The 19,135-nt window shown below is 71.2% G+C and carries 13 protein-coding genes; 9 read left to right on the forward strand and 4 right to left on the reverse strand.

Annotated elements, in window-relative coordinates; genetic code table 11:
- Positions 1-23 precede the first annotated feature (23 nt).
- Positions 24-545, forward strand: coding sequence for a GNAT family N-acetyltransferase (locus AC07DI_RS10190; RefSeq protein WP_478903562.1), 522 nt, complete (start codon positions 24-26; stop codon positions 543-545).
- 477 nt (positions 546-1,022) lie between these two features.
- On the opposite strand, the gene argB is transcribed toward AC07DI_RS10190, so the two are convergent.
- The 3 genes from argB to argC form a co-directional block, all read right to left on the reverse strand.
- Positions 1,023-2,024 (reverse strand): acetylglutamate kinase, encoded by a 1,002-nt coding sequence (gene argB / locus AC07DI_RS10195; protein WP_478903971.1) that lies wholly within the window; start codon positions 2,022-2,024, stop codon positions 1,023-1,025.
- Between the two features lie 167 nt (positions 2,025-2,191).
- Positions 2,192-3,343, reverse strand: coding sequence for a bifunctional glutamate N-acetyltransferase/amino-acid acetyltransferase ArgJ (gene argJ / locus AC07DI_RS10200; protein ID WP_478903564.1), 1,152 nt, complete (start codon positions 3,341-3,343; stop codon positions 2,192-2,194).
- Positions 3,340-4,401: an N-acetyl-gamma-glutamyl-phosphate reductase gene (argC, locus tag AC07DI_RS10205; protein WP_478903566.1), complete on the reverse strand. Its 1,062-nt coding sequence runs from the start codon at positions 4,399-4,401 to the stop codon at positions 3,340-3,342. Before argC ends, argJ begins: the two co-directional genes overlap by 4 nt.
- Positions 4,402-4,727: 326 nt before the next feature.
- Between argC and AC07DI_RS10210 the strand changes: the two genes are divergently transcribed.
- The 7 genes from AC07DI_RS10210 (at position 4,728) to AC07DI_RS10240 (ending at position 16,082) form a co-directional block, all read left to right on the forward strand.
- Complete coding sequence (locus AC07DI_RS10210) at positions 4,728-6,179, forward strand: DUF4192 domain-containing protein (RefSeq protein WP_478903567.1); 1,452 nt, start codon at positions 4,728-4,730, stop codon at positions 6,177-6,179.
- 459 nt (positions 6,180-6,638) lie between these two features.
- A complete protein-coding gene (locus AC07DI_RS10215) occupies positions 6,639-8,783 on the forward strand; it encodes a glycogen debranching N-terminal domain-containing protein (protein ID WP_478903569.1) in 2,145 nt (714 codons plus the stop codon).
- A 221-nt stretch (positions 8,784-9,004) separates the two neighbouring features.
- The gene (locus AC07DI_RS10220; protein WP_478903571.1) at positions 9,005-9,766 is read left to right on the forward strand and encodes an NUDIX hydrolase; all 762 of its coding nucleotides are present in this window, start codon (positions 9,005-9,007) and stop codon (positions 9,764-9,766) included.
- Between the two features lie 232 nt (positions 9,767-9,998).
- Positions 9,999-12,056: an ATP-binding cassette domain-containing protein gene (locus tag AC07DI_RS10225; RefSeq protein ID WP_478903572.1), complete on the forward strand. Its 2,058-nt coding sequence runs from the start codon at positions 9,999-10,001 to the stop codon at positions 12,054-12,056.
- A gap of 162 nt (positions 12,057-12,218) precedes the next feature.
- On the forward strand, positions 12,219-13,106 hold the full coding sequence (locus AC07DI_RS10230; protein WP_478903574.1) for a FadR/GntR family transcriptional regulator: 888 nt from the start codon (positions 12,219-12,221) through the stop codon (positions 13,104-13,106).
- A gap of 467 nt (positions 13,107-13,573) precedes the next feature.
- Positions 13,574-15,115 (forward strand): RNA polymerase sigma factor, encoded by a 1,542-nt coding sequence (locus AC07DI_RS10235; protein WP_478903576.1) that lies wholly within the window; start codon positions 13,574-13,576, stop codon positions 15,113-15,115.
- A 142-nt stretch (positions 15,116-15,257) separates the two neighbouring features.
- Positions 15,258-16,082, forward strand: coding sequence for a S1 family peptidase (locus AC07DI_RS10240; protein WP_384257279.1), 825 nt, complete (start codon positions 15,258-15,260; stop codon positions 16,080-16,082).
- 174 nt (positions 16,083-16,256) lie between these two features.
- Here AC07DI_RS10240 and AC07DI_RS10245 read toward each other — a convergent pair whose 3' ends face one another.
- On the reverse strand, positions 16,257-16,487 hold the full coding sequence (locus AC07DI_RS10245; protein WP_127911237.1) for a DUF7455 domain-containing protein: 231 nt from the start codon (positions 16,485-16,487) through the stop codon (positions 16,257-16,259).
- A 440-nt stretch (positions 16,488-16,927) separates the two neighbouring features.
- Here AC07DI_RS10245 and AC07DI_RS10250 point away from each other — a divergent pair, with 440 nt between their 5' ends.
- Positions 16,928-19,051, forward strand: a complete 2,124-nt coding sequence (locus tag AC07DI_RS10250; RefSeq protein ID WP_478903577.1) for a DNA gyrase/topoisomerase IV subunit B — start codon at positions 16,928-16,930, stop codon at positions 19,049-19,051.
- The last annotated feature ends 84 nt before the right edge of the window (positions 19,052-19,135 follow it).

Here is a 19,135-nt window from a genome sequence, read left to right on the forward strand (position 1 = left end):
CGTGGAACCGAGGAAGGTAAGCCTTGATCACGGCTACGCCGCGCCCTGCCCCGCTGCCGCACGCGCTCCCCACGCGTACGCCCCACGTACGCGCCGCACGCAAGGAGGACGCCGCCGCACTCGTCGCCCTCTCCCGGCCGTTCGTACGCTCGGGGGCGCTTCGGGAACGCCCGGCCTCGCTGTACGCCGCCCAGGCCGCCGACTTCCTCGTGGCGGACACACCCGGTGCGCCGCTCGACGGCTGCGTCGGTCTGCGTGTGTACCCGGCCGCGCCGGAGGAGGGCCGCGGGCCCGTGGGCGTTCTGTACAACTTCTGCGTGGCAGGGCAGCGGCAGGGCCGCGGCGTGGGAGGCGGGCTCCTGCGCGCCGTACTGGCCGTCGCACACGCCCAGTCGCTCGAAGCGCTGTTCACGGCGACTACGGGAGGCGGCGACCTGTTCCTCCGGTACGGATTCGCGCCCACGACCACGCGGCTGGCGCCCGCTTCCTGGGCAGCCTCACTCGATCCGCGACGCAACGCGAGGATTCTGACGTTGGGTCTGTGAAGAGCGGGGGAGGGGAGCGGGGGTCGTTCCCGCTGTCCCCGCCCGGCGTCTCCGTTGCGTTGAGCGTCTCCTTGCCATGGGGTTCGCCCTGACCACTGGGCTTGCCGCCGTTCTCACCGGGCCGGTCGGACGACGGGATGTTCGGGGCCGAGGACGGAACGGGCCCGGCGCTCTGGCGGTGCTTGTCCTTGTCCTTGTCCTCGTCCTTGGAACCGTCACCGCTGGCGTTCACTGCGAGAACGACGGTGCTGATGACGAGGACCGCTGCCACGGCGACGGCGGGGCCGGGGGCAGGCCCAGGGTCGGGTCCTGGTCAGAGTCGGCGCCTGCCGCACCGAACCGGCACCCGAGCGCTGCTCACCCCTCCCCCCCCCCGGGAGGCGCTGCCGCTTCCAGAACATGTCATGAACGATCAGCCATGTTCCGAAACCGAGACGCCGGGAGGCGCGGCGGCGGTTCCGGTTCCTTGGGCGCCCGTCAGACGGGGCACGCGTCGTGCTCCGAGCGGCTGCCCGGAACCAGACGAGTGGCGTCGCGTCCGTCGCCCTCGGGGTCGGGGTCGGGGTCGGGGCCGGGGTCGGTGTCCGGGTCGGCCGTGGGGGTAGCCGGGCCCTCGACACTGTCGGCGATGCCGGGCTCGCTCTCGGAAGGGACCACCGTCGTGCCGGGACCGACCTCGTCCAGGAGCCCTCGCAGCACCGCATGCGGCACGCGTCCGTCGACCACGTGTGCCTTGCCCACCCCACCGCGTACGGCCCGCAGACAGCCCTCCATCTTCGGCAGCATCCCGCTCGCCAGACCCGGCAGCATCGCGTCCAGCGCGTCGGCGGTCAGGTGCTCGATCACCTCGGTGCTGTGCGGCCAGTCCGCGTACAGGCCCGCCACATCGGTGAGCATCACCAGGCGTTCGGCGCCGAGGGCCACGGCCAAGGCGGACGCCGCGAGATCGGCGTTGACGTTGTAGACCTCGCCTTCCTCGCCGCGGGCCACGGGGGAGACCACCGGTATGTGCCCCTGCTCCAGAAGCGTGCGCACCATGGTGGGGTTCACGTCCACGACCTCGCCGACGAGACCGATGTCCACCGGCCTGCCGTCCACCCAGGCCGACCGCCGCACGGCCGTCATCGTGTGCGCGTCCTCGCCCGTCATCCCGACGGCGAAGGGCCCGTGCGCGTTGATGTGGCCGACCAACTCCCGCTGGACCCGGCCGGACAGCACCATGCGGACCACTTCCATGGTCTCCGGAGTGGTCACGCGCAGGCCCGCCTCGAAACGGGTCTCCAGGGCGAGGCGGTCGAGCATCGCGCTGATCTGCGGGCCGCCTCCGTGTACGACGACGGGGCGCAGGCCCGCTCGCCACAGCTCCACCACGTCCCGGGCGAACGTCCGTTGCAGGCCCGCGTCCACCATGGCATGGCCACCGAACTTGACGACGACCACGCTTCCCCGGAGCCCCTCAGGCACTTCCTCCGAGCGCAGGAACGCCCCGGCGGACGGGTCCGCGACCGCGCCACCGCCCTCGTCCGCTTTCACCCCGGCTCCGGCTCCGACTCCGGCTCCGGCCCCGGCTCCTGTATCCAGGTCCACGTGCGCGTGCCCGTCTCCAAGCTCCCCGACCACCGTTCGCATCTCTGCCCTCCCCCCGTTCACGAGCTGTACGCGCTGTTCTCGTGGACGTACGCCGCGGTGAGGTCGTTCGTCCAGATCGTCGCCGCGGCCTCTCCGGAGCGCAGATCCACGATGACCGCCACCTGACGCCTCGACAGGTCAACCTTGTCCCGGTCCTCACCGGCCGCCCCGTCACGGCACACCAGGACGCCGTTGATCGCCACATCCAAGCGGTCCGGGTCGAAGGCAGCGGAGGTCGTGCCGACCGCCGACAGGACTCGCCCCCAGTTCGGATCCTCGCCGTGCAGGGCGCACTTGAGGAGGTTGTTCCGGGCCACCGACCGGCCCACCTCCACGGCATCCCGCTCCGATGCCGCACCGATCACCCGCACCTCGATCTCCTTCGAAGCGCCCTCCGCGTCCGCGATGAGCCGGTGCGCCAGGTCGAGGCACACTCCGTGCACGGCCTCCGTGAACGCGGCCGGGTCCGGCCGTACCCCCGAAGCACCCGACGCGAGCAGCAGCACGGTGTCGTTGGTGGACATGCAACCGTCCGAGTCGACCCGGTCGAAGGTGGTGCGCACCGCTTCTCTCAGGGTGGCGTCGAGCTCGGGCGCGCTCACGTCGGCGTCCGTGGTGAGCACCACCAGCATGGTCGCGAGACCGGGGGCGAGCATGCCCGCCCCCTTCGCCATCCCGCCCACGGTCCAGCCGGGCCCGGACGACACAGCCGTCTTGTGCACCGAGTCGGTGGTCTTGATGGCCACGGCCGCATCCTCGCCGCCGTCGTCCGACAGCCGTGCAGCGGCGGCGTGGATGCCCGCCGTCACCCGGTCCATGGGCAGCGGGACGCCGATGAGTCCGGTGGAGCACACGGCGACCCGGCCGGTCTCGGTGCCGAGCGCCCGCGCCGCGCACTCGGCTGTCGTCCGGGTGTCGGCCGCGCCCTTGGGGCCGGTACAGGCGTTGGCCCCGCCGGAGTTGAGGACGACCGCGGACAGCGTGCCGTCGGCCACCGCTCGCCGGGACCAGCGCACGGGCGCGGCCTGTACGCGGTTCGAGGTGAACACGGCGGCCGCCGCGTTCGAAGGCCCCTGGTTCACCACAAGCGCCAGGTCGGGATCACCGGACTCCTTGATCCCCGCGGACACTCCGCTCGCGAGGAATCCCCGGGCCGCGGTCACACTCACGGAGCCACCCCATTCATGGGCAGACCCATCGTCTCGGGCAGACCGAGGGCGATGTTCATGCTCTGTACCGCGCCGCCGGCGGTGCCCTTGGTCAGGTTGTCGATCGCACTGACGCAGACGAGCCGGCGAGCGGCTGCGTCCACGGCCACCTGTACACGGACGGCGTTGGACCCGACCACGGCGGCCGTGGACGGCCACGTACCCGGCGGCAACAGGTGTACGAACGGTTCGTCGGCGTAGGCGGTCTCGTACACGGCGCGTACGTCGTCCTCCACGGCGCGTACGTCGTCCTCCACGGTGCGGGCCGTCGGACCGGGGCGCAGGCGCGCCGAACAGGTGGCGAGGATGCCCCGGGGCATGGGGGCCAGGGTCGGTGTGAACGACACGGTCACGCGCTCACCGGCGACCTGGGAGAGGTTCTGCGTCAGCTCCGGTGTGTGCCGATGGCCGCCGCCGACCCCGTACGGCGCCATCGACCCCATCACCTCGGAGCCGACCAGATGGGGCTTGGCCACCCGGCCCGCTCCCGACGCACCGCTGGCCGCGACGACGACGGCCTCCGGCTCCACCAGCCGCGCCAGGAAGGCGGGGTACAGCGCCAGGGTGACGGCTGTCGGGTAACAGCCCGGTACGGCGATACGGTGCGCGCCCCGCAACTCGTCCCGCGCGCCCGGAAGTTCGGGCAGCCCATAGGGCCACGTCCCGGCGTGCGCAGTGCCGTAGAAACGCTCCCAGTCGGCCGCCTCACGCAACCGGAAATCTGCCCCGCAGTCCACGACGAGAGTGTCGTCCTCCAACTGCCGCGCCAGTTGCGCGGACTGGCCGTGCGGCAGCGCGAGGAACACCACGTCATGGCCGCGCAGGCTCGCCACCGACGTCTCTGTCAGCGTCCGGTCCGCGAGGGCGGTCAGGTGCGGCTGTACCTCCCCGAGCCTCTGCCCCACGCTGCTGTGCGCGGTCACCGCGCCGATCTCGACCTCCGGATGTGAAAGCAGCAGGCGGAGGATCTCCCCACCGGCATAGCCACTCGCTCCGGCCACCGCGGCCCGTACTGTCATGGTCTCCGTCTCTCGTGGTGGAGGTTCCGACCTGCGAAGTTGTACTTAGCTTAGCCTAACCTAATCGAGGGTCGCCGATCCGGTGTGAGGCCGGTGGAGACCGGTGGGAAGTGGCGATTGCCGGTGGAGGCTGACGGAGCTGGGTGCTGACGGAGCTGGGTGAGGGCTGCTGGACGCGGCGAGGGTGGCCGAGACCCCAACTGTGCGCCCCGGCGGGGTAGGAAGGCGACCCCCACCCTCCAGCTGTGGATAACCCTTGGCGTGCCCCTGACCGGGGTTATCCACAGGGTCAACCGGAGTGCGGTGATCCGCGGGAGAGTCGACGCATGACGAAGAACCACAGCGAAGCAGTCGACCCGATCGACCCCAACGGCTCGACCCGGCCAAGGAGTTCGTTCGACGAGCCGGTGGTCACTCTGCGCACTCCGGCCGAACTGGCCGACGCCCTGCCGTATTTGCTCGGCTTCAAGCCCGAGAAGAGCATCGTGCTCATCGCTCTCCACGGCGACCAGGGACGGTTCGGCGGCCGTGTGCGCCTCGGAGTTCCCGAGCGCGCGGAGGACTGGCCGTGCGTCGCGGAGCAGCTGGCCCAATGCCTGGTGGGTGGGTGTGAGAGGAGGGGGGAGCGGCCGGACGGCGTCGTGGCGTTCCTGTGCCAGGAGCCCGTTGGCGCGGAGTCCGGGCAGCAGGTGAGGGAGCGCCTGAGGCCACTGGCCCAGGTACTGCGCACCGCGTGCGGCCGACTGGAGGTCCCGGTGCTCGAAGTCGTGTGCATCTCGGGAAACCGTCTCTGGACCTACTGCTGCCCGGACACCCGGTGCTGTCCGCCGGGAGGCATGCCCCTCCTCAGGCCCGGCACTTCTGTCCTGGCCGCCGCGGCGACCTATATGGGGGTACGGGCGGATCTCACGCAAGGCGAGATCAGGGGACGCCTCACTCCCTGGGAGACCGCTGCGGCCGCCGACCAGGAGCGCGCGCTCGACGCGGCCGGTCTCACGCTCATCCCCAGGATGCTGGACGAGGTGGTCCAGGGCGATGAGTCCCTGGGCGACGCCGAGCAAGGCCATGAGGATCAGGGTCAGGAGGGTGTGGCGGCCGAGACGCTGGATCTGGCCCGTCGGATCATCGCCCGCCTGGCCGCCGCACCCCCGGCAGTCGGTCCCCTCGACGCGGACAACAGGGACGACGAGTTGGTCGCGCACGACGAAGCGGCCGCGCTGATCCTCGGGCTGCAGGTCCGGACGACCCGCGACCGCGCGGCCGAATGGATGGAGGGCGCCGAGGCGCCGCCCGCGCTGCGGCTCTGGAGGTCCCTGGCCCGGCGCTGCGTCGGCGCGTACGCGGAGCACGCGGCGGCACCGCTGTCCCTGGCCGGCTGGGTCGCCTGGTCCCTCGGCGATCCCACGGAAGGGCAGGAGGCCCTGGACATGGCGCTGCGCGCCGACTCCGGATACGCCTTCGCCCTGCTCCTCCACCAGGCCTGCAACGAAGAGGTGGATCCGGAGGCGATCCGCCGCTGCCTGCGAAGGGAGCGCGACGCCCGCGAGGGCGCCGGGGCGCCAGATGCCGGTGCGTGTGACTCCCTCGAGGCGTCGGAAGGCGGAGCCACCCGGCGCCGCCGACGTCGGTCGTCGCGCACGGCGGGCGACGAGGCTCGTCGGCCCCGGGCTTCCGCAGGCCCCCAGACCTTCGGAGGCGGGCGGACCTCCGGCGGCCTGGGCACGGGACCGCGGAACCGCCGCCGCACCATCCGGCGCAGTGCGCGGGACGACCGATGAGTCCTCGGCCCCGGTGGTGGAGCGCATGGACACCGCGGCTGCGGGCGGGCGCGGCACGCCTGAGAGACCGCAGCCGCCGCCGGAGTCGAACCCCGGCCCACGCCCAAGCCCAAGCCCACGATCACGCCCATGACCGATCCCACGACGAAACGCACGACCAAGCCCACGGCCGATCCCACGACCAAGGCCACGATCAAGTCTTAAGTAGCCCCGGCCAAGCCCATACCCATAACCACCCCCATACCCATAACCACCCCCACACCCATAACCACCCTCACACCCACCCCCATGGCCCCATCTGGAGCCACGACAGGGGCCACATGGGCGGCTTCCCGGCGTGCGGGCGTGACCCGGAGCGGGGTCGGCCCGTTCACCTGAGTGGCGGTACCTGCAGCCGGGTCGCGCCGCCGTACCTCCTCCGACCTCCCGTAGCGCAGACAACGCAGAAGAAGCTGCCTCATGTCTCTTCCCGCTCCGTCTTCCGTCTCCGACAGAGAGGGGCCCCAGCGGACCGTGCAGGCCCGCTCGCCCCTGCCCGGCGGCCCGGCCCGGGCCCCCGCTCCGGTACCGCGCCGCCCCGCCGAACTCCCGCCCGCGCACGCCCTGCTGATCTGCGTCGCCCTGCCGGCCCTGGCGATCTCAACGGACCAGGGGCAGTTGACCGGCCGAGGGCTGGAGGGGTTCTTCCGTGCGGGACGCCGGACCCTCTCCCGCTGTCAGCTGCGCGTGGCGGGGCGCGAACCGGTCGCCGTGCAGGCCCGCATGCTGTCCTCGGACAGCGCCCGGTTCGTCGCGACGCTGCGCCTGCCGACGGACCGCGGCCCCGACCCGGAGGTCACCGTCGAACGGCTCCGCCACGCGGACGGTACGGAGCGGATCACCCTGCACAGCGCGGCCGGGCGCCCTCTCCGGCTGCCCGTCGAGGTCTCGCTCGGCACGGACCTCGCCGAGGTGGGCGCGGTCGCTTCGGGCCGGGTCGGCCCCGAACTGGCCGCCAGCGTGTACGACTCTGGCCTGCGGTGGTCCTCGGCCACGGCACATTGTGTGGTCACGGCCGACCCTGCGCCCGACGACGCCATGGCCTCGGCGGGACTGCTGCGCTGGGAGGTGGACCTGCCGCCGGGCGGCTCCCGGAGCCTGGAGCTGCGGGTGCGAGCCGACGGTGCCGGTCCGGTCCGGGCGGCGGGGTACGGCGGGACGCGGTCCCTCGCCGGGGCCCGGGCGGTCGGCGACGACCCCGGGGTCCAGCCGCTCCTCGACCGATCCGTCGAGGATCTGCAGGCGTTGCTGCTGCGCGACAGCGAGCACCCGACCGACGTGTACCCGGCGGCAGGGGCCCCGTGGCGTTGCGGACTCGCACCGGCCGAGGCGCTGGCCGCCGCCCGGATGGCACTGCCTTTGGGCACGCGGCTCGCCGCGGGAACGCTGCGCACCCTGGCCCGCAGCCAGCTCACCGGCCCCGGACACCGTTCGGGCCTGATCCCGGGACCGTTGCGGGACGCGGGCCCCCACCTGCCGCCCGGCTGTACGGGGACCGAAGCGACCCTGCTCTTCCCGGTGCTCCTCGCGGAAGCGTGGCGTTGGGGGCTCCCCGCACAGGAAGTCGAGGAACTGCTGCCCGCGGCGGAGCGATGCCTGAGGTGGCTGCGAGCCGCAGTCGGCGACGGAGTGTTCCTGCCCGACACCTACCCGGGCGCACCTCAGGCCGGCCCCGCGCGCCAGGTCGGCCCCTCGCACCAGACCGGCCCCGCACCCCGGGGCGCCCGCCCGGGAGGACTCGCGCGCGGCGAGGTCCAGGCCCATGCGCACCGGGCCGCGCTGCTCGGGGCCGACCTGCTCGACGCACACGGCCGCGCGGACGCCACCGGTCTTCGGCAGTGGGCGGCACGGCTGCGGTCGGCGTTCCGGGAGGAGTTCTGGGTGGAGGACCGGGCGGGCGGCAGACCTGCCGCCGCCCGCCTGCCGGACGGACGGCTCGTTCCGCACCTCACCGGTGGAGCGGCCCACCTCTTGGACACCGGCCTGCTCGGGTCGGGCACGCCCGCCCCGGGCCTGCTCGACAAGGTCAAGACCGAGCAGCTGGCCCGGTTGCTCGGAGGGCCCGCCATGGACTCGGGCTGGGGACTGCGCAGCCTGGGCGCCAAGGAGACCGCGTACAACGCCTTCGGGCACCGGGGCGGTTCGGTCCGTGTACAGGAGACGGCGGTCGCCGTCGCGGGACTGGCGGCGGCGGGATATGAGAAGGAGGCGAGCTCGCTGCTGCGCGGCATGTTGTCCGCGGCCGAGTTCTTCGACCACCGGCTGCCCGAGATGTACGCGGGGGAGCAGCGCACGGTGGGCGGAGCGCCGCTGCCGCATCCGGCCGCCTGCCGGCCCGCGGCCACCGCCGCGGCCGCCGGGGTGCACGTCCTCGTGGCGCTCGCCGGAATCCGGCCCGACGCGCCGAGCGGAACGGTGAAGTTGAGTCCGGTCCGCAGCGCCCCGCTGGGAGAGCTGGGGCTGAGCGCGCTGAGCGTCGCGGGGGCCCCGTTCTCCGTACGCGTGAGTCGGCTAGGCCTCGCGATGGTCGAGGAGGCGGCCGACGGACTGCAACTGGGTGTGTGACGGCTGCCCCGAGCAACGGACGGGTGGACAGGGCGCTCGGCCACAGCCGCATCACGCACGGACCACAGCCGACACCGCCAGCTCACGTCGGCTCCGGCATGCCCCTCCTATGGGTGCGGTATCGCTTTGGTGCGGTGTCGGGCAGGAATCCGCTGAGCCGAGAACCGGAAGCAATAGGCGAAGGAGGTGTTTATCGTCAGGCAGACGACTATGATCGCGGCATGTCGCCCTACGACCCGTCGGCCTTCCCGCCTTTCGCAGTCACCGTCGACCTGGTCGTGCTGACCGTGCGCCGTCACGCGCTCTGCGCGCTGGCCGTGCGGCGTGGTGAGCAGCCGTTTCAGGGGCGTTGGGCGCTTCCCGGAGGTTTCGTACGTGTCGACGAGGACCTCTCGGCGGCGGCGGCGCGTGAGCTGATCGAGGAAACGGGCCTGTGCGCCCACGAGCCAGACGCGCCGACCCAGGTCAACGGAGCGCACCTCGAACAGCTCGCCACGTACGGCGGCCCCAAGCGCGATCCGCGCATGCGCGTCGTCAGCGTCGCCCATCTCGCGCTCGCCCCCGACCTGCCCGCGCCCCGGCCCGGCGGCGACGCCCGCAGCGCGCGCTGGGCACCGGTCGAGGCCCTGCTCAAACAAGGGGGCTACGGCCGCGAGGGCGAGCAGGCGGCTCCGCTGGCCTTCGATCACGCGCAGATCCTCGCGGACGGTGTGGAGCGCGCCCGCTCCAAGATCGAGTACTCCTCGCTGGCGACGGCCTTCTGCCCGCCGGAGTTCACCGTCGGCGAGCTGCGACGGGTCTACGAGGCCGTCTGGGGTGTCGTCCTCGACCCGCGCAACTTCCATCGCAAGGTCACGGGCACCCCCGGCTTCCTCGTGCCCACCGGCGGGACGACCACCCGGCAGGGCGGTCGCCCCGCCCAGCTCTTCCGCGCGGGCGGCGCGACGCTTCTCAACCCGCCGATGCTGCGCCCCGAAGTCTGAGGGCCTGTAACGGCCGCGCCCCCTGCCGACTGCCCCCTGCCACCTGCCGCGCCAGCCCGGCCGTGGTGTTCGGTGGACATCGGCGGGCCGGGCCGGGCCGCCGCGGCCATGCCATGACTGAAAAGCCGTAAATGTCGCGTTATGTTGCTGCAGTACCCACGGGGCTCGTCCGTCCCCGATCCGGCGGACGGGTCCCGGCCGCCGCGCGGTCGCACATCCTGCGAGAGAAGCGATGATCCAGGCCATCGGACTGACCAGCAACCCCCGCCAGGAGCTCCCGCCCGCCGTGGACGACGTCTCCTTCGAGGCGCGAAACGGCCGTGTCACGGCGCTGCTCGGCGCCGACGCCACCGAGACGACCACGGTGCTGCGGCTGATGCTCGAACTTCAACAGGGCCGCGGCATCACCTACTTCAGAGGCCGCCCCCTGCACCGCATCGCCCACCCGGCCCGTGAGGTGGGCGCTCTCCTGGGCGACGTTCCCGGGCACCCGGCACGTTCGGTCCGCGGCCATCTGCGCATGCTGTGCGCGGCCGCAGGAGTGCCCGTCCAACGTGCCGACGACGTCCTGGAGGTCGTCGGACTCGTCAGCCTGCGGGACCAGCGCCTCGGCACTCTCTCGCGCGGCATGGACCGCCGCCTGGGACTGGCCTGCGCGCTGCTCGCCGACCCGCACACCCTCCTCCTCGACGGGCCGGGGGACGGCCTCTCGGCCCGGGAAGGCGCCTGGCTGCACGGAATCATGCGCGCCCACGCCAGTCAGGGCGGCACGGTCCTGTTCACCACCGACGACCCCAAGGAGGCCGCCCGCGCCGCCGACCGCGTCGTCACACTGGAGGCGGGGCGACTCGTCGCCGACCAGGAGGCCACGGACTTCGCGCGGACCAGGCTCCGCCCCCGCGTCGCCGTCCGGAGCCCGCACGCCGCACGCCTCGCCGCTCTCCTCGTCAAAGAGGCACGTGCGCGGCACCACTCCATCGAGGTGGTCAAGGAGGACGGCACCAGGCTCTCCGTGTACGGCAGCAACTGCGCCGACGTGGGCGAGACCGCGTACCGGCACGGCATCCTCGTCCACCAACTCGCCGACGAGCTCGGCGATGCGGGGCCGCTGAACCAGTCCGCGCCCGTGGCGCCACCGGTTCCGGCGACCTTGTCCGAGGCGTCGGCCGAACCTCGACCGGACGGTGCTTCCGCCTCCGTCCCCCTCGCCATCGTGGCCCCGTCTTCGACTTCGGCTTCCACTCCGAATGCGGCTCCGAACTCTGCGCCGACCTCGATCCCGGCCCCCGCCTCGGCCGGGGACTCCGCCCCGCTCTCGGCCGAAGCCCTCGGTGAAGAGGAGGCGGAAGAGCCGGAGCTGACGGCCTCCATGGCCGACCTCGTCCCCCTGGCCCCGCTCGAAACCCACGACACCGTGCCGTTCGAAGGCGCCGCCGCGCGCCCGGCCGCCCTCTCTTCGGGCCCACCCGCAACCCGGGGTGCGCTGCCCGGCCTGCCGCCGCCCATCACCGTGCGCCCCAGCCGAAGCCCCTTGCGTCCCCTGCGCTACGAACTGCGCCGCCTGACGGGCGTCGGCACCGGCTACCTCACCCTGGCCCTCGTCCTCGCCGCCTCCGCCGTCATCTGCGTCTTCCTGGCACGCTCCGGCCATACGTCGCAGTCGCGCCTCCTCGCCGCCTGGCCGGGCCAGCTCCCCCTGCCGCCCGCGGCTCTCGGGGCGGGTCTCCTCGGAGCCCTCGCCTTCGGTGACGAGTTCCGCCATCCCGCACTCGCCGCGGACCGGGGCACAGTGCCGCGTCGCCTCGGGCTGCTCGGCGCCAAACTGCTCGTCGCGGCCGCCACGGCGCTGCTCCTCGGCGCCCTCGCGGTGGTCTCCGACGCCATGCTGCTCCACCTTGTATACGGAGAGGAACTCACGAAAGTTCCCGTGGACTGGCCGTCGCTGGGCGCCAGTTGGACGGCCCTGGTCACGGGGTGCGCCTGGGCCGGAGTGCTGGCCGCAGGCGTCTTCCGGTCCACCGCCGCCGGGCTCGCCGCCGTGCTCGCGGTGCCGATCGTCGTCGTACCGCTCGTACAGAAGGCCGTCGAGGGGCCGTCCGTGCGATCGGCGGCGGGGCTCCCGGGGCGGCTGCGGGACATCGCTCTGGTGCAGTGGCCGTTCGGTGCCGAGCGGTATCTGGCGGCGGGAGTACGCATGATCGCTCAACCTGTGGGCGGTGCGCTGACGTTGTCCCTGGCCGCTCTGCTCTGCGCATATCTGCTCACGGCGATGCGTACGAGGGTCCGGTGACGACCGCCCGCCGCCCTCCGGAACCGGGTTGTAGGCAATTCCCCGGACGGCGTCCGTTTCTTTCCGATAAGGCGTCAATTGCGGCGAGGTAAGCGATCACCCTTTCGTGTGCTTTTCACCAAAGACCTCAAGGGAGTTGGAGACAGAGCCGACAACTGATCCGTGAGTACCCTTGCGCACACCATGATGACCACCGCCCGCTCCGCCGACTCCGGTCTCGCCGGCCCGGGTGACCTCGACCGATACCCCTACGCCGAGACGCCCGGCGGCGATCGCGTCGGCGCGCCCGTATGGGACGGCCCCGACCAGGACCTGGGACGGGTGGGCCGGCGCTCCGCCGGGAACCGCGGCCGCGGCCTGCACGGCCAACTCGTCCAGCAGCTGGGCCAGATGATCGTCTCCGGTGACCTCGGCGCCGACCGCCCACTCGTTCCCGAGGAGATCGGCCAGCGCTTCGAGGTCTCCCGCACCGTCGTCCGTGAGTCCCTGCGCGTGCTCGAGGCCAAGGGCCTGGTCAGCGCCCGGCCCAACGTCGGCACGCGCGTGCGGCCCGTCAGTGACTGGAATCTGCTCGATCCGGACATCATCGAGTGGCGGGCCTTCGGGCCACAGCGCGATGACCAGCGGCGCGAGCTCGGCGAGCTGCGCTGGATGATCGAGCCGCTGGCCGCCCGCCTCGCCGCCGGGCACGGCCGCGAGGAGGTGCAGCAGCGGCTCGCCGACATGGTGGAGATCATGGGGCACTCGCTGGCCCAGGGCGACGTGATCACCTTCTCCCGCGCCGACGCGGAGTTCCACTCGCTGCTCATCCAGATCGCGGGCAACCGCATGCTTGAACACCTCTCCGGCATCGTCTCGGCCGCCCTGCAGGTTTCGGGCGGGCCGGTCACCGGCTGTGACCGCCCCACCGAGGCCTCCCTGGTGCACCACTCCCGGGTCGTCGACGCCCTCGCGGCGGGCGACGGAGCCGGCGCCGAGGCCGCCATGCGGCAGCTGCTCACCGTCCACCCCGAGGTGGAGCGCGTCGTGCCCGCCCCGCGCGAGCACTGACCGCGCGGCCACGCCGACGCCGCGGTCGTGCGCGCGCCTCGCGGCGGTGCTGAGTCATCGCGTACGTCGATCCCTACGCCGTCGACGGCCTCCGTCGCCGCTCCTCGTGTCGCCGGACCTCCACGGGCTCTCCAGGGCCCGCGGGGTCCGGCGACACGCTCGTGGGGGGTTTCCGCACCGGGCATCGGGGGATCATTCGTGCATGTCTATAGGTCGCGTATGACCGCGTATGGAAGCTTTTGAGTACTTACGGGGTGTGACTCGGGCCACGTAGATTGGGCGTAACGCTCCAAGGAACAGCGCGATGACCTAAGAGGTGATAGCCGAGGAAGGAATACAGACGTCGTTCGCGGCGCTGTGCAGCTCCCCGGCCCCGCCCGCGCCGTCGGCCCAATCCCCTGCCGCCGGTCGTCGGCTCCGGTCCACAATGGACGGGGCCGGAAGCCGTTTTCCAACGTTCCGAGAGGTTGTTCGTGTCGGCCAGCACATCCCGTACGCTCCCGCCGGAGATCGCCGAATCCGTCTCTGTCATGGCGCTCATCGAGCGGGGAAAGGCTGATGGGCAGATCGCCGGCGATGACGTGCGTCGTGCCTTCGAAGCTGACCAGATTCCGGCCACTCAGTGGAAGAACGTTCTGCGCAGCCTCAACCAGATCCTCGAGGAAGAGGGTGTGACGCTGATGGTCAGTGCCGCGGAGCCCAAGCGCCCCCGCAAGAGCGTCGCAGCGAAGAGTCCGGCCAAGCGCACCGCGACCAGGACGGTCGCGGCCAAGGCCGCCACGGTGAAGCCCACCGCCACCGCCGCCACTGAGGCGCCGACCGCGGACGGCCTCGCCGAGGACGCACCCGCGAAGAAGGTCGCCGCCAAGAAGACGACGGCCAAGAAGGCCGTCGCCAAGAAGACCGCTGTCAAGAAGACGGCGGCCAAGAAGACCGCCGCCAAGAAGGACGCCGACGAGCTCCTGGACGAAGAGGCCACCGAGGAGACGCCCGCCGCCAAGCCCGGTGAGGGCGAGCCGGCCGAGGAGGGCGCTCAGGGCTTCGTGCTGTCCGACGAGGACGAGGACGACGCACCGGCCCAGCAGGTCGCCGCGGCCGGCGCCACCGCCGACCCCGTCAAGGACTACCTGAAGCAGATCGGCAAGGTCCCGCTCCTCAACGCGGAGCAGGAGGTCGAGCTCGCCAAGCGTATCGAGGCCGGCCTGTTCGCCGAGGACAAGCTGGCCAACGCCGACAAGCTCGCACCGAAGCTCAAGCGCGAGCTGGAGATCATCGCCGAGGACGGCCGCCGCGCCAAGAACCACCTCCTGGAGGCCAACCTCCGCCTCGTGGTCTCCCTGGCCAAGCGCTACACCGGTCGCGGCATGCTCTTCCTGGACCTCATCCAGGAGGGCAACCTCGGTCTGATCCGCGCGGTCGAGAAGTTCGACTACACCAAGGGCTACAAGTTCTCCACGTACGCCACCTGGTGGATCCGGCAGGCGATCACCCGCGCCATGGCCGACCAGGCCCGCACCATCCGTATCCCGGTGCACATGGTCGAGGTCATCAACAAGCTGGCCCGTGTCCAGCGCCAGATGCTCCAGGACCTGGGCCGTGAGCCCACCCCGGAGGAGCTGGCCAAGGAACTCGACATGACCCCGGAGAAGGTCATCGAGGTCCAGAAGTACGGCCGCGAGCCGATCTCCCTCCACACCCCTCTGGGTGAGGACGGCGACAGCGAGTTCGGTGACCTCATCGAGGACTCCGAAGCGGTCGTGCCGGCCGACGCGGTCAGCTTCACGCTCCTCCAGGAGCAGCTGCACTCCGTCCTTGACACCCTGTCCGAGCGCGAGGCGGGCGTAGTCTCCATGCGCTTCGGCCTCACGGACGGCCAGCCCAAGACCCTCGACGAGATCGGCAAGGTCTACGGGGTGACGCGTGAGCGCATCCGCCAGATCGAGTCGAAGACGATGTCGAAGCTGCGCCACCCGTCGCGCTCGCAGGTCCTGCGCGACTACCTCGACTAGGCGCCGCCGGTCGGGGGAGCACTCCGCGAAAGGCCCGAAGTCCGCAGTACGCGGCTTCGGGCCTTTCGCGTGCGCGGGTGCGCGGTGAGCCATACTGGATCACTCTGGGTACGCGATCGCAACCCCAGAGTGAGGAGCTCGCATGCGTCGTCCCTTCGCCCGAGCGTGGACCGCGGTGATGGCCCTGGCGGCCGGCGCCGTCCTGCCGCTGGCTTCCCCGGTGCCCGTCGCGGCCGACAGCGTGGTCGTCGGCGGCCACCCGGTCAACGTGTCCGACAGTCCATGGGCGGTGGCGCTGTCCAGTCGTGCCCGATTCGGCGACGCGCGTGCGGGGCAGTACTGCGGCGGCGCGGCCGTAGGGCGCTCGACGGTCCTGACGGCGGCCCACTGCGTGAGCGAGACGGTGCTCGGGGTGGCCGTCGACAAGGTGGCGGACCTCAAGGTGATCGCCGGCCGTGGCGATCTCGGAACGAAAGAGGGGTCGGAGATCGCGGTGCGTAGCGTCCGGGTCGACCCGGAGTACGACAGCTACACGAACTCCGGCGACGTGGCGGTACTGACGCTGGCCGAGCCGCTGCCCGAGAAGTACACGATCCCCGTGGCGGCTGCGGGGGACCCCGCCTACCAGCCGGGCACGGACGCTGCCGTGTACGGCTGGGGGGACACGACGGGATCGGGTGACTACGCCCGCACGCTGCACGCGGCGGACGTGGGGGTCCTGGCCGATGCCGTGTGTGAGAAGGCGTATCCGGGCAGTGCCGAGGGGAAGTACATCGCGCGGACCATGGTGTGCGCCGGCGTGATGGAAGGCGGGCGGGACGCCTGCCAGGGGGACAGCGGCGGGCCGCTGGTCGCCCGCGGGCGGCTCATCGGGCTCGTGTCCTGGGGGAGCGGCTGCGGGCGCCCCGGTGACCCCGGTGTCTATACGCGGGCCTCAGAAGCCGCCAAGGTGATGCGTGGCCGCTGAGGGGCCGCTCGCCCTGCCCGGGCCGCACCGGGCGGCTCAGGGCGCCCCAGAGGGGCTGTCAGTGCCTCTGTGACGCTGCAACGAGAGCGGGCGGCCGTCCCTGCCTGTCGGCTGGGGCGGCCGCCCGTTCACCGGCCTGGTGTGCCGGAGCTGGCTCGTCGTGGATGCGAGGTGTCAGCGTTCCTCTTCGGTGGTGCTCTCGGGAACGGCGGTCAGACGCTCCGTCTCGTCCTGTATCTCAGCGGCGATCTTCTTGAGTTCCGGCTCGAACTTGCGACCGTGGTGGGCGCAGAAGAGCAGTTCACCGCCGCTCAACAGGACGACGCGCAGGTATGCCTGGGCGCCGCAGCGGTCGCAGCGATCAGCGGCCGTCAGGGGGCTCGCGGGGGTCAGAACAGTAGTCACGTCGCCTCTTCTCTAGCTCGACGAGCTGTCGTACCAGGGTCAACATCCAACCAGGCCGAAAACGTTCCCGCTCGTGGCTTTTCCTCGAAATTTCTTCCGAGGAGGCTGTCCGTTGCCGGTTGGCGGCGAATGTGCCGTATTGCGTCTCTTACGTGTCTTACGGTTTCGCGCTGTCTGTCAGGTCGGATCCTCTCCGGCTGGCTTGCCGGTTGTTCAAGAGGACGTGCCCGGAGCCTAAATGGTTCATGCCTGGAAGGGAACGTGACGTGCGCTTCACTCCATCGAGGGATCGAACATGCATGCGAGTGTGGACTAGTCTGAGTTGAGACGAGGGTGGCGTGACAACGGCTCTACCAGGCCTCGGTACCCTCTGACCGGTAACCGAAGCCGCGTCCTTACCCCAAAGGACCCCCCTTGAAATTCAGCGAGGAGCGAACCGCGTGACCGCCGATACGTCCGTGCCGTCGACAGCATTGCTGACAGGAGCAGATCGGGACGGTTCCAACTACACCGCGCGGCACCTGCTCGTCCTGGAGGGGCTCGAGGCCGTCCGCAAGCGTCCGGGCATGTACATCGGGTCGACGGACAGTCGCGGCCTCATGCACTGCCTCTGGGAGATCATCGACAACGCCGTCGACGAAGCTCTGGGCGGGTACTGCGACCACATCGAGGTCATCCTTCACGACGACGCCTCCGTGGAGGTCCGGGACAACGGTCGCGGCATCCCGGTCGACGTCGAGCCCAAGACCGGCCTCTCCGGGGTCGAGGTCGTCATGACCAAACTGCACGCTGGCGGCAAGTTCGGCGGCGGCTCGTACGCGGCCTCCGGAGGTCTGCACGGTGTGGGCGCCTCCGTGGTGAACGCGCTCTCCGCACGCCTCGACGTCGAGGTGGACCGTGGCGGGCACACTCATGCGATCAGCTTCCGGCGGGGCGTCCCAGGCGCCTTCGCCAAGCCGGGCCCCGACGCCGCCTTCGACCCCTCGGCCAAGCTGAGGAAGGCCAAGAAGGTCCCGAAGGCCCGTTCCGGTACCCGCGTGCGGTACTGGGCGGACCGCCAGATCTTTCTGAAGGACGCCAAGCTTTCGCTGGAGAACCTCCACCAGCGGGCGCGCCAGACCGCGTTCCTGGTGCCCGGTCTCACGATCGTGGTGCGGGACGAGTTCGGTCTGGGCGAGGGCGGCACGAAGGGGGAGGAATCCTTCCGCTTCGACGGCGGCATCAGTGAGTTCTGCGAGTACCTGGCGCGGGACAAGGCGGTCTGTGACGTGCTGCGCTTCTCCGGCCAGGGCTCCTTCAAGGAGACGGTGCCGGTCCTTGACGAGCACGGTCAGATGACGCCCACCGAGGTCACCCGTGAGCTCGGGGTCGATGTGGCGCTGCGCTGGGGCACCGGGTACGACTCGACGGTCAGGTCCTTCGTCAACATCATCGCCACCCCCAAGGGCGGCACTCATGTGAGTGGTTTCGAGCGCTCGCTCACCAAGACGATGAACGAGGTCATGCGCGCCCAGAAGGTGCTGCGCGTCGCCGAGGACGACATCGTCAAGGACGACGCCCTGGAGGGCCTGACGGCGGTCGTCACGGTCCGCCTCGCGGAGCCGCAGTTCGAGGGCCAGACCAAGGAGGTCCTCGGCACCTCGGCGGCCAACCGCATCGTCGCCAACGTCATCGCCAAGGAGCTCAAGGCGTTCCTGACGTCCACCAAGCGGGACGCCAAGGCGCAGGCTCGCGCGGTGATGGACAAGGCCGTCGCCGCGGCCCGCACCCGCATCGCGGCCCGGCAGCACAAGGACGCCCAGCGCCGTAAGACGGCGTTGGAGTCCTCGTCGCTGCCGGCGAAGCTGGCGGACTGCCGCAGCGACGACGTGGGCCGCAGCGAGCTCTTCATCGTCGAGGGCGACTCCGCGCTCGGTACCGCGAAGCTGGCGCGGAACTCCGAGTTCCAGGCGCTGCTGCCGATCCGCGGAAAGATCCTCAACGTTCAGAAGGCGTCCGTGACGGACATGCTGAAGAACGCCGAGTGCGGGGCGATCATCCAGGTCATAGGGGCGGGGTCGGGCCGGACCTTCGACATCGACGCCGCCCGCTACGGGAAGATCATTCTACTGGTCGACGCGGACGTGGACGGGGCGCACATCCGGATTCTGCTGCTGACGCTGTTCCAGCGGTACATGCGGCCGATGGTGGAGGCGGGCCGGGTGTTCGCGGCGGTCCCGCCGCTCCACCGGATCGAGCTCAGCCAGCCCAAGAAGGGCCAGGACAAGTACGTCTACACCTACTCCGACCGGGAACTGCGCGAGACGCTCCTGGAGCTCCAGCGCAAGAACGTGCGGTACAAGGACTCCATCCAGAGGTACAAGGGTCTGGGCGAGATGGACGCCGATCAGCTGGCCGAGACGACGATGGACCCGCGCCACCGGACCCTGCGGCGCATCAACATCTCCGACCTGGACTCCGCCGAACAGGTCTTCGATCTGCTGATGGGTAATGACGTCGCCCCGCGCAAGGAGTTCATCACCAGCTCTGCCGCGACACTCGACCGCTCACGCATCGACGCGTAGCGCGAACACGCCGGTCGGTGCCGAGAGCGCGTCGCGAGCGCACCGAGAGCCTGCCGAGAGCGTGTCGCGAGGGCGTTGAGCAGT

The organism is Streptomyces sp. NPDC044106, from assembly GCF_056433985.1.

Bases quoted from the DNA above. Each gene is read 5' to 3' on its own strand.
- AC07DI_RS10240 (WP_384257279.1), top strand. From the start codon at position 15,258: ATGCGTCGTCCCTTCGCCCGAGCGTGGACCGCGGTGATGGCCCTGGCG.
- AC07DI_RS10210 (WP_478903567.1), top strand. From the start codon at position 4,728: ATGACGAAGAACCACAGCGAAGCAGTCGACCCGATCGACCCCAACGGC.
- AC07DI_RS10225 (WP_478903572.1), top strand. From the start codon at position 9,999: ATGATCCAGGCCATCGGACTGACCAGCAACCCCCGCCAGGAGCTCCCG.
- AC07DI_RS10220 (WP_478903571.1), top strand. From the start codon at position 9,005: ATGTCGCCCTACGACCCGTCGGCCTTCCCGCCTTTCGCAGTCACCGTC.
- argC (WP_478903566.1), bottom strand. From the start codon at position 4,401: ATGACAGTACGGGCCGCGGTGGCCGGAGCGAGTGGCTATGCCGGTGGG.
- AC07DI_RS10215 (WP_478903569.1), top strand. From the start codon at position 6,639: ATGTCTCTTCCCGCTCCGTCTTCCGTCTCCGACAGAGAGGGGCCCCAG.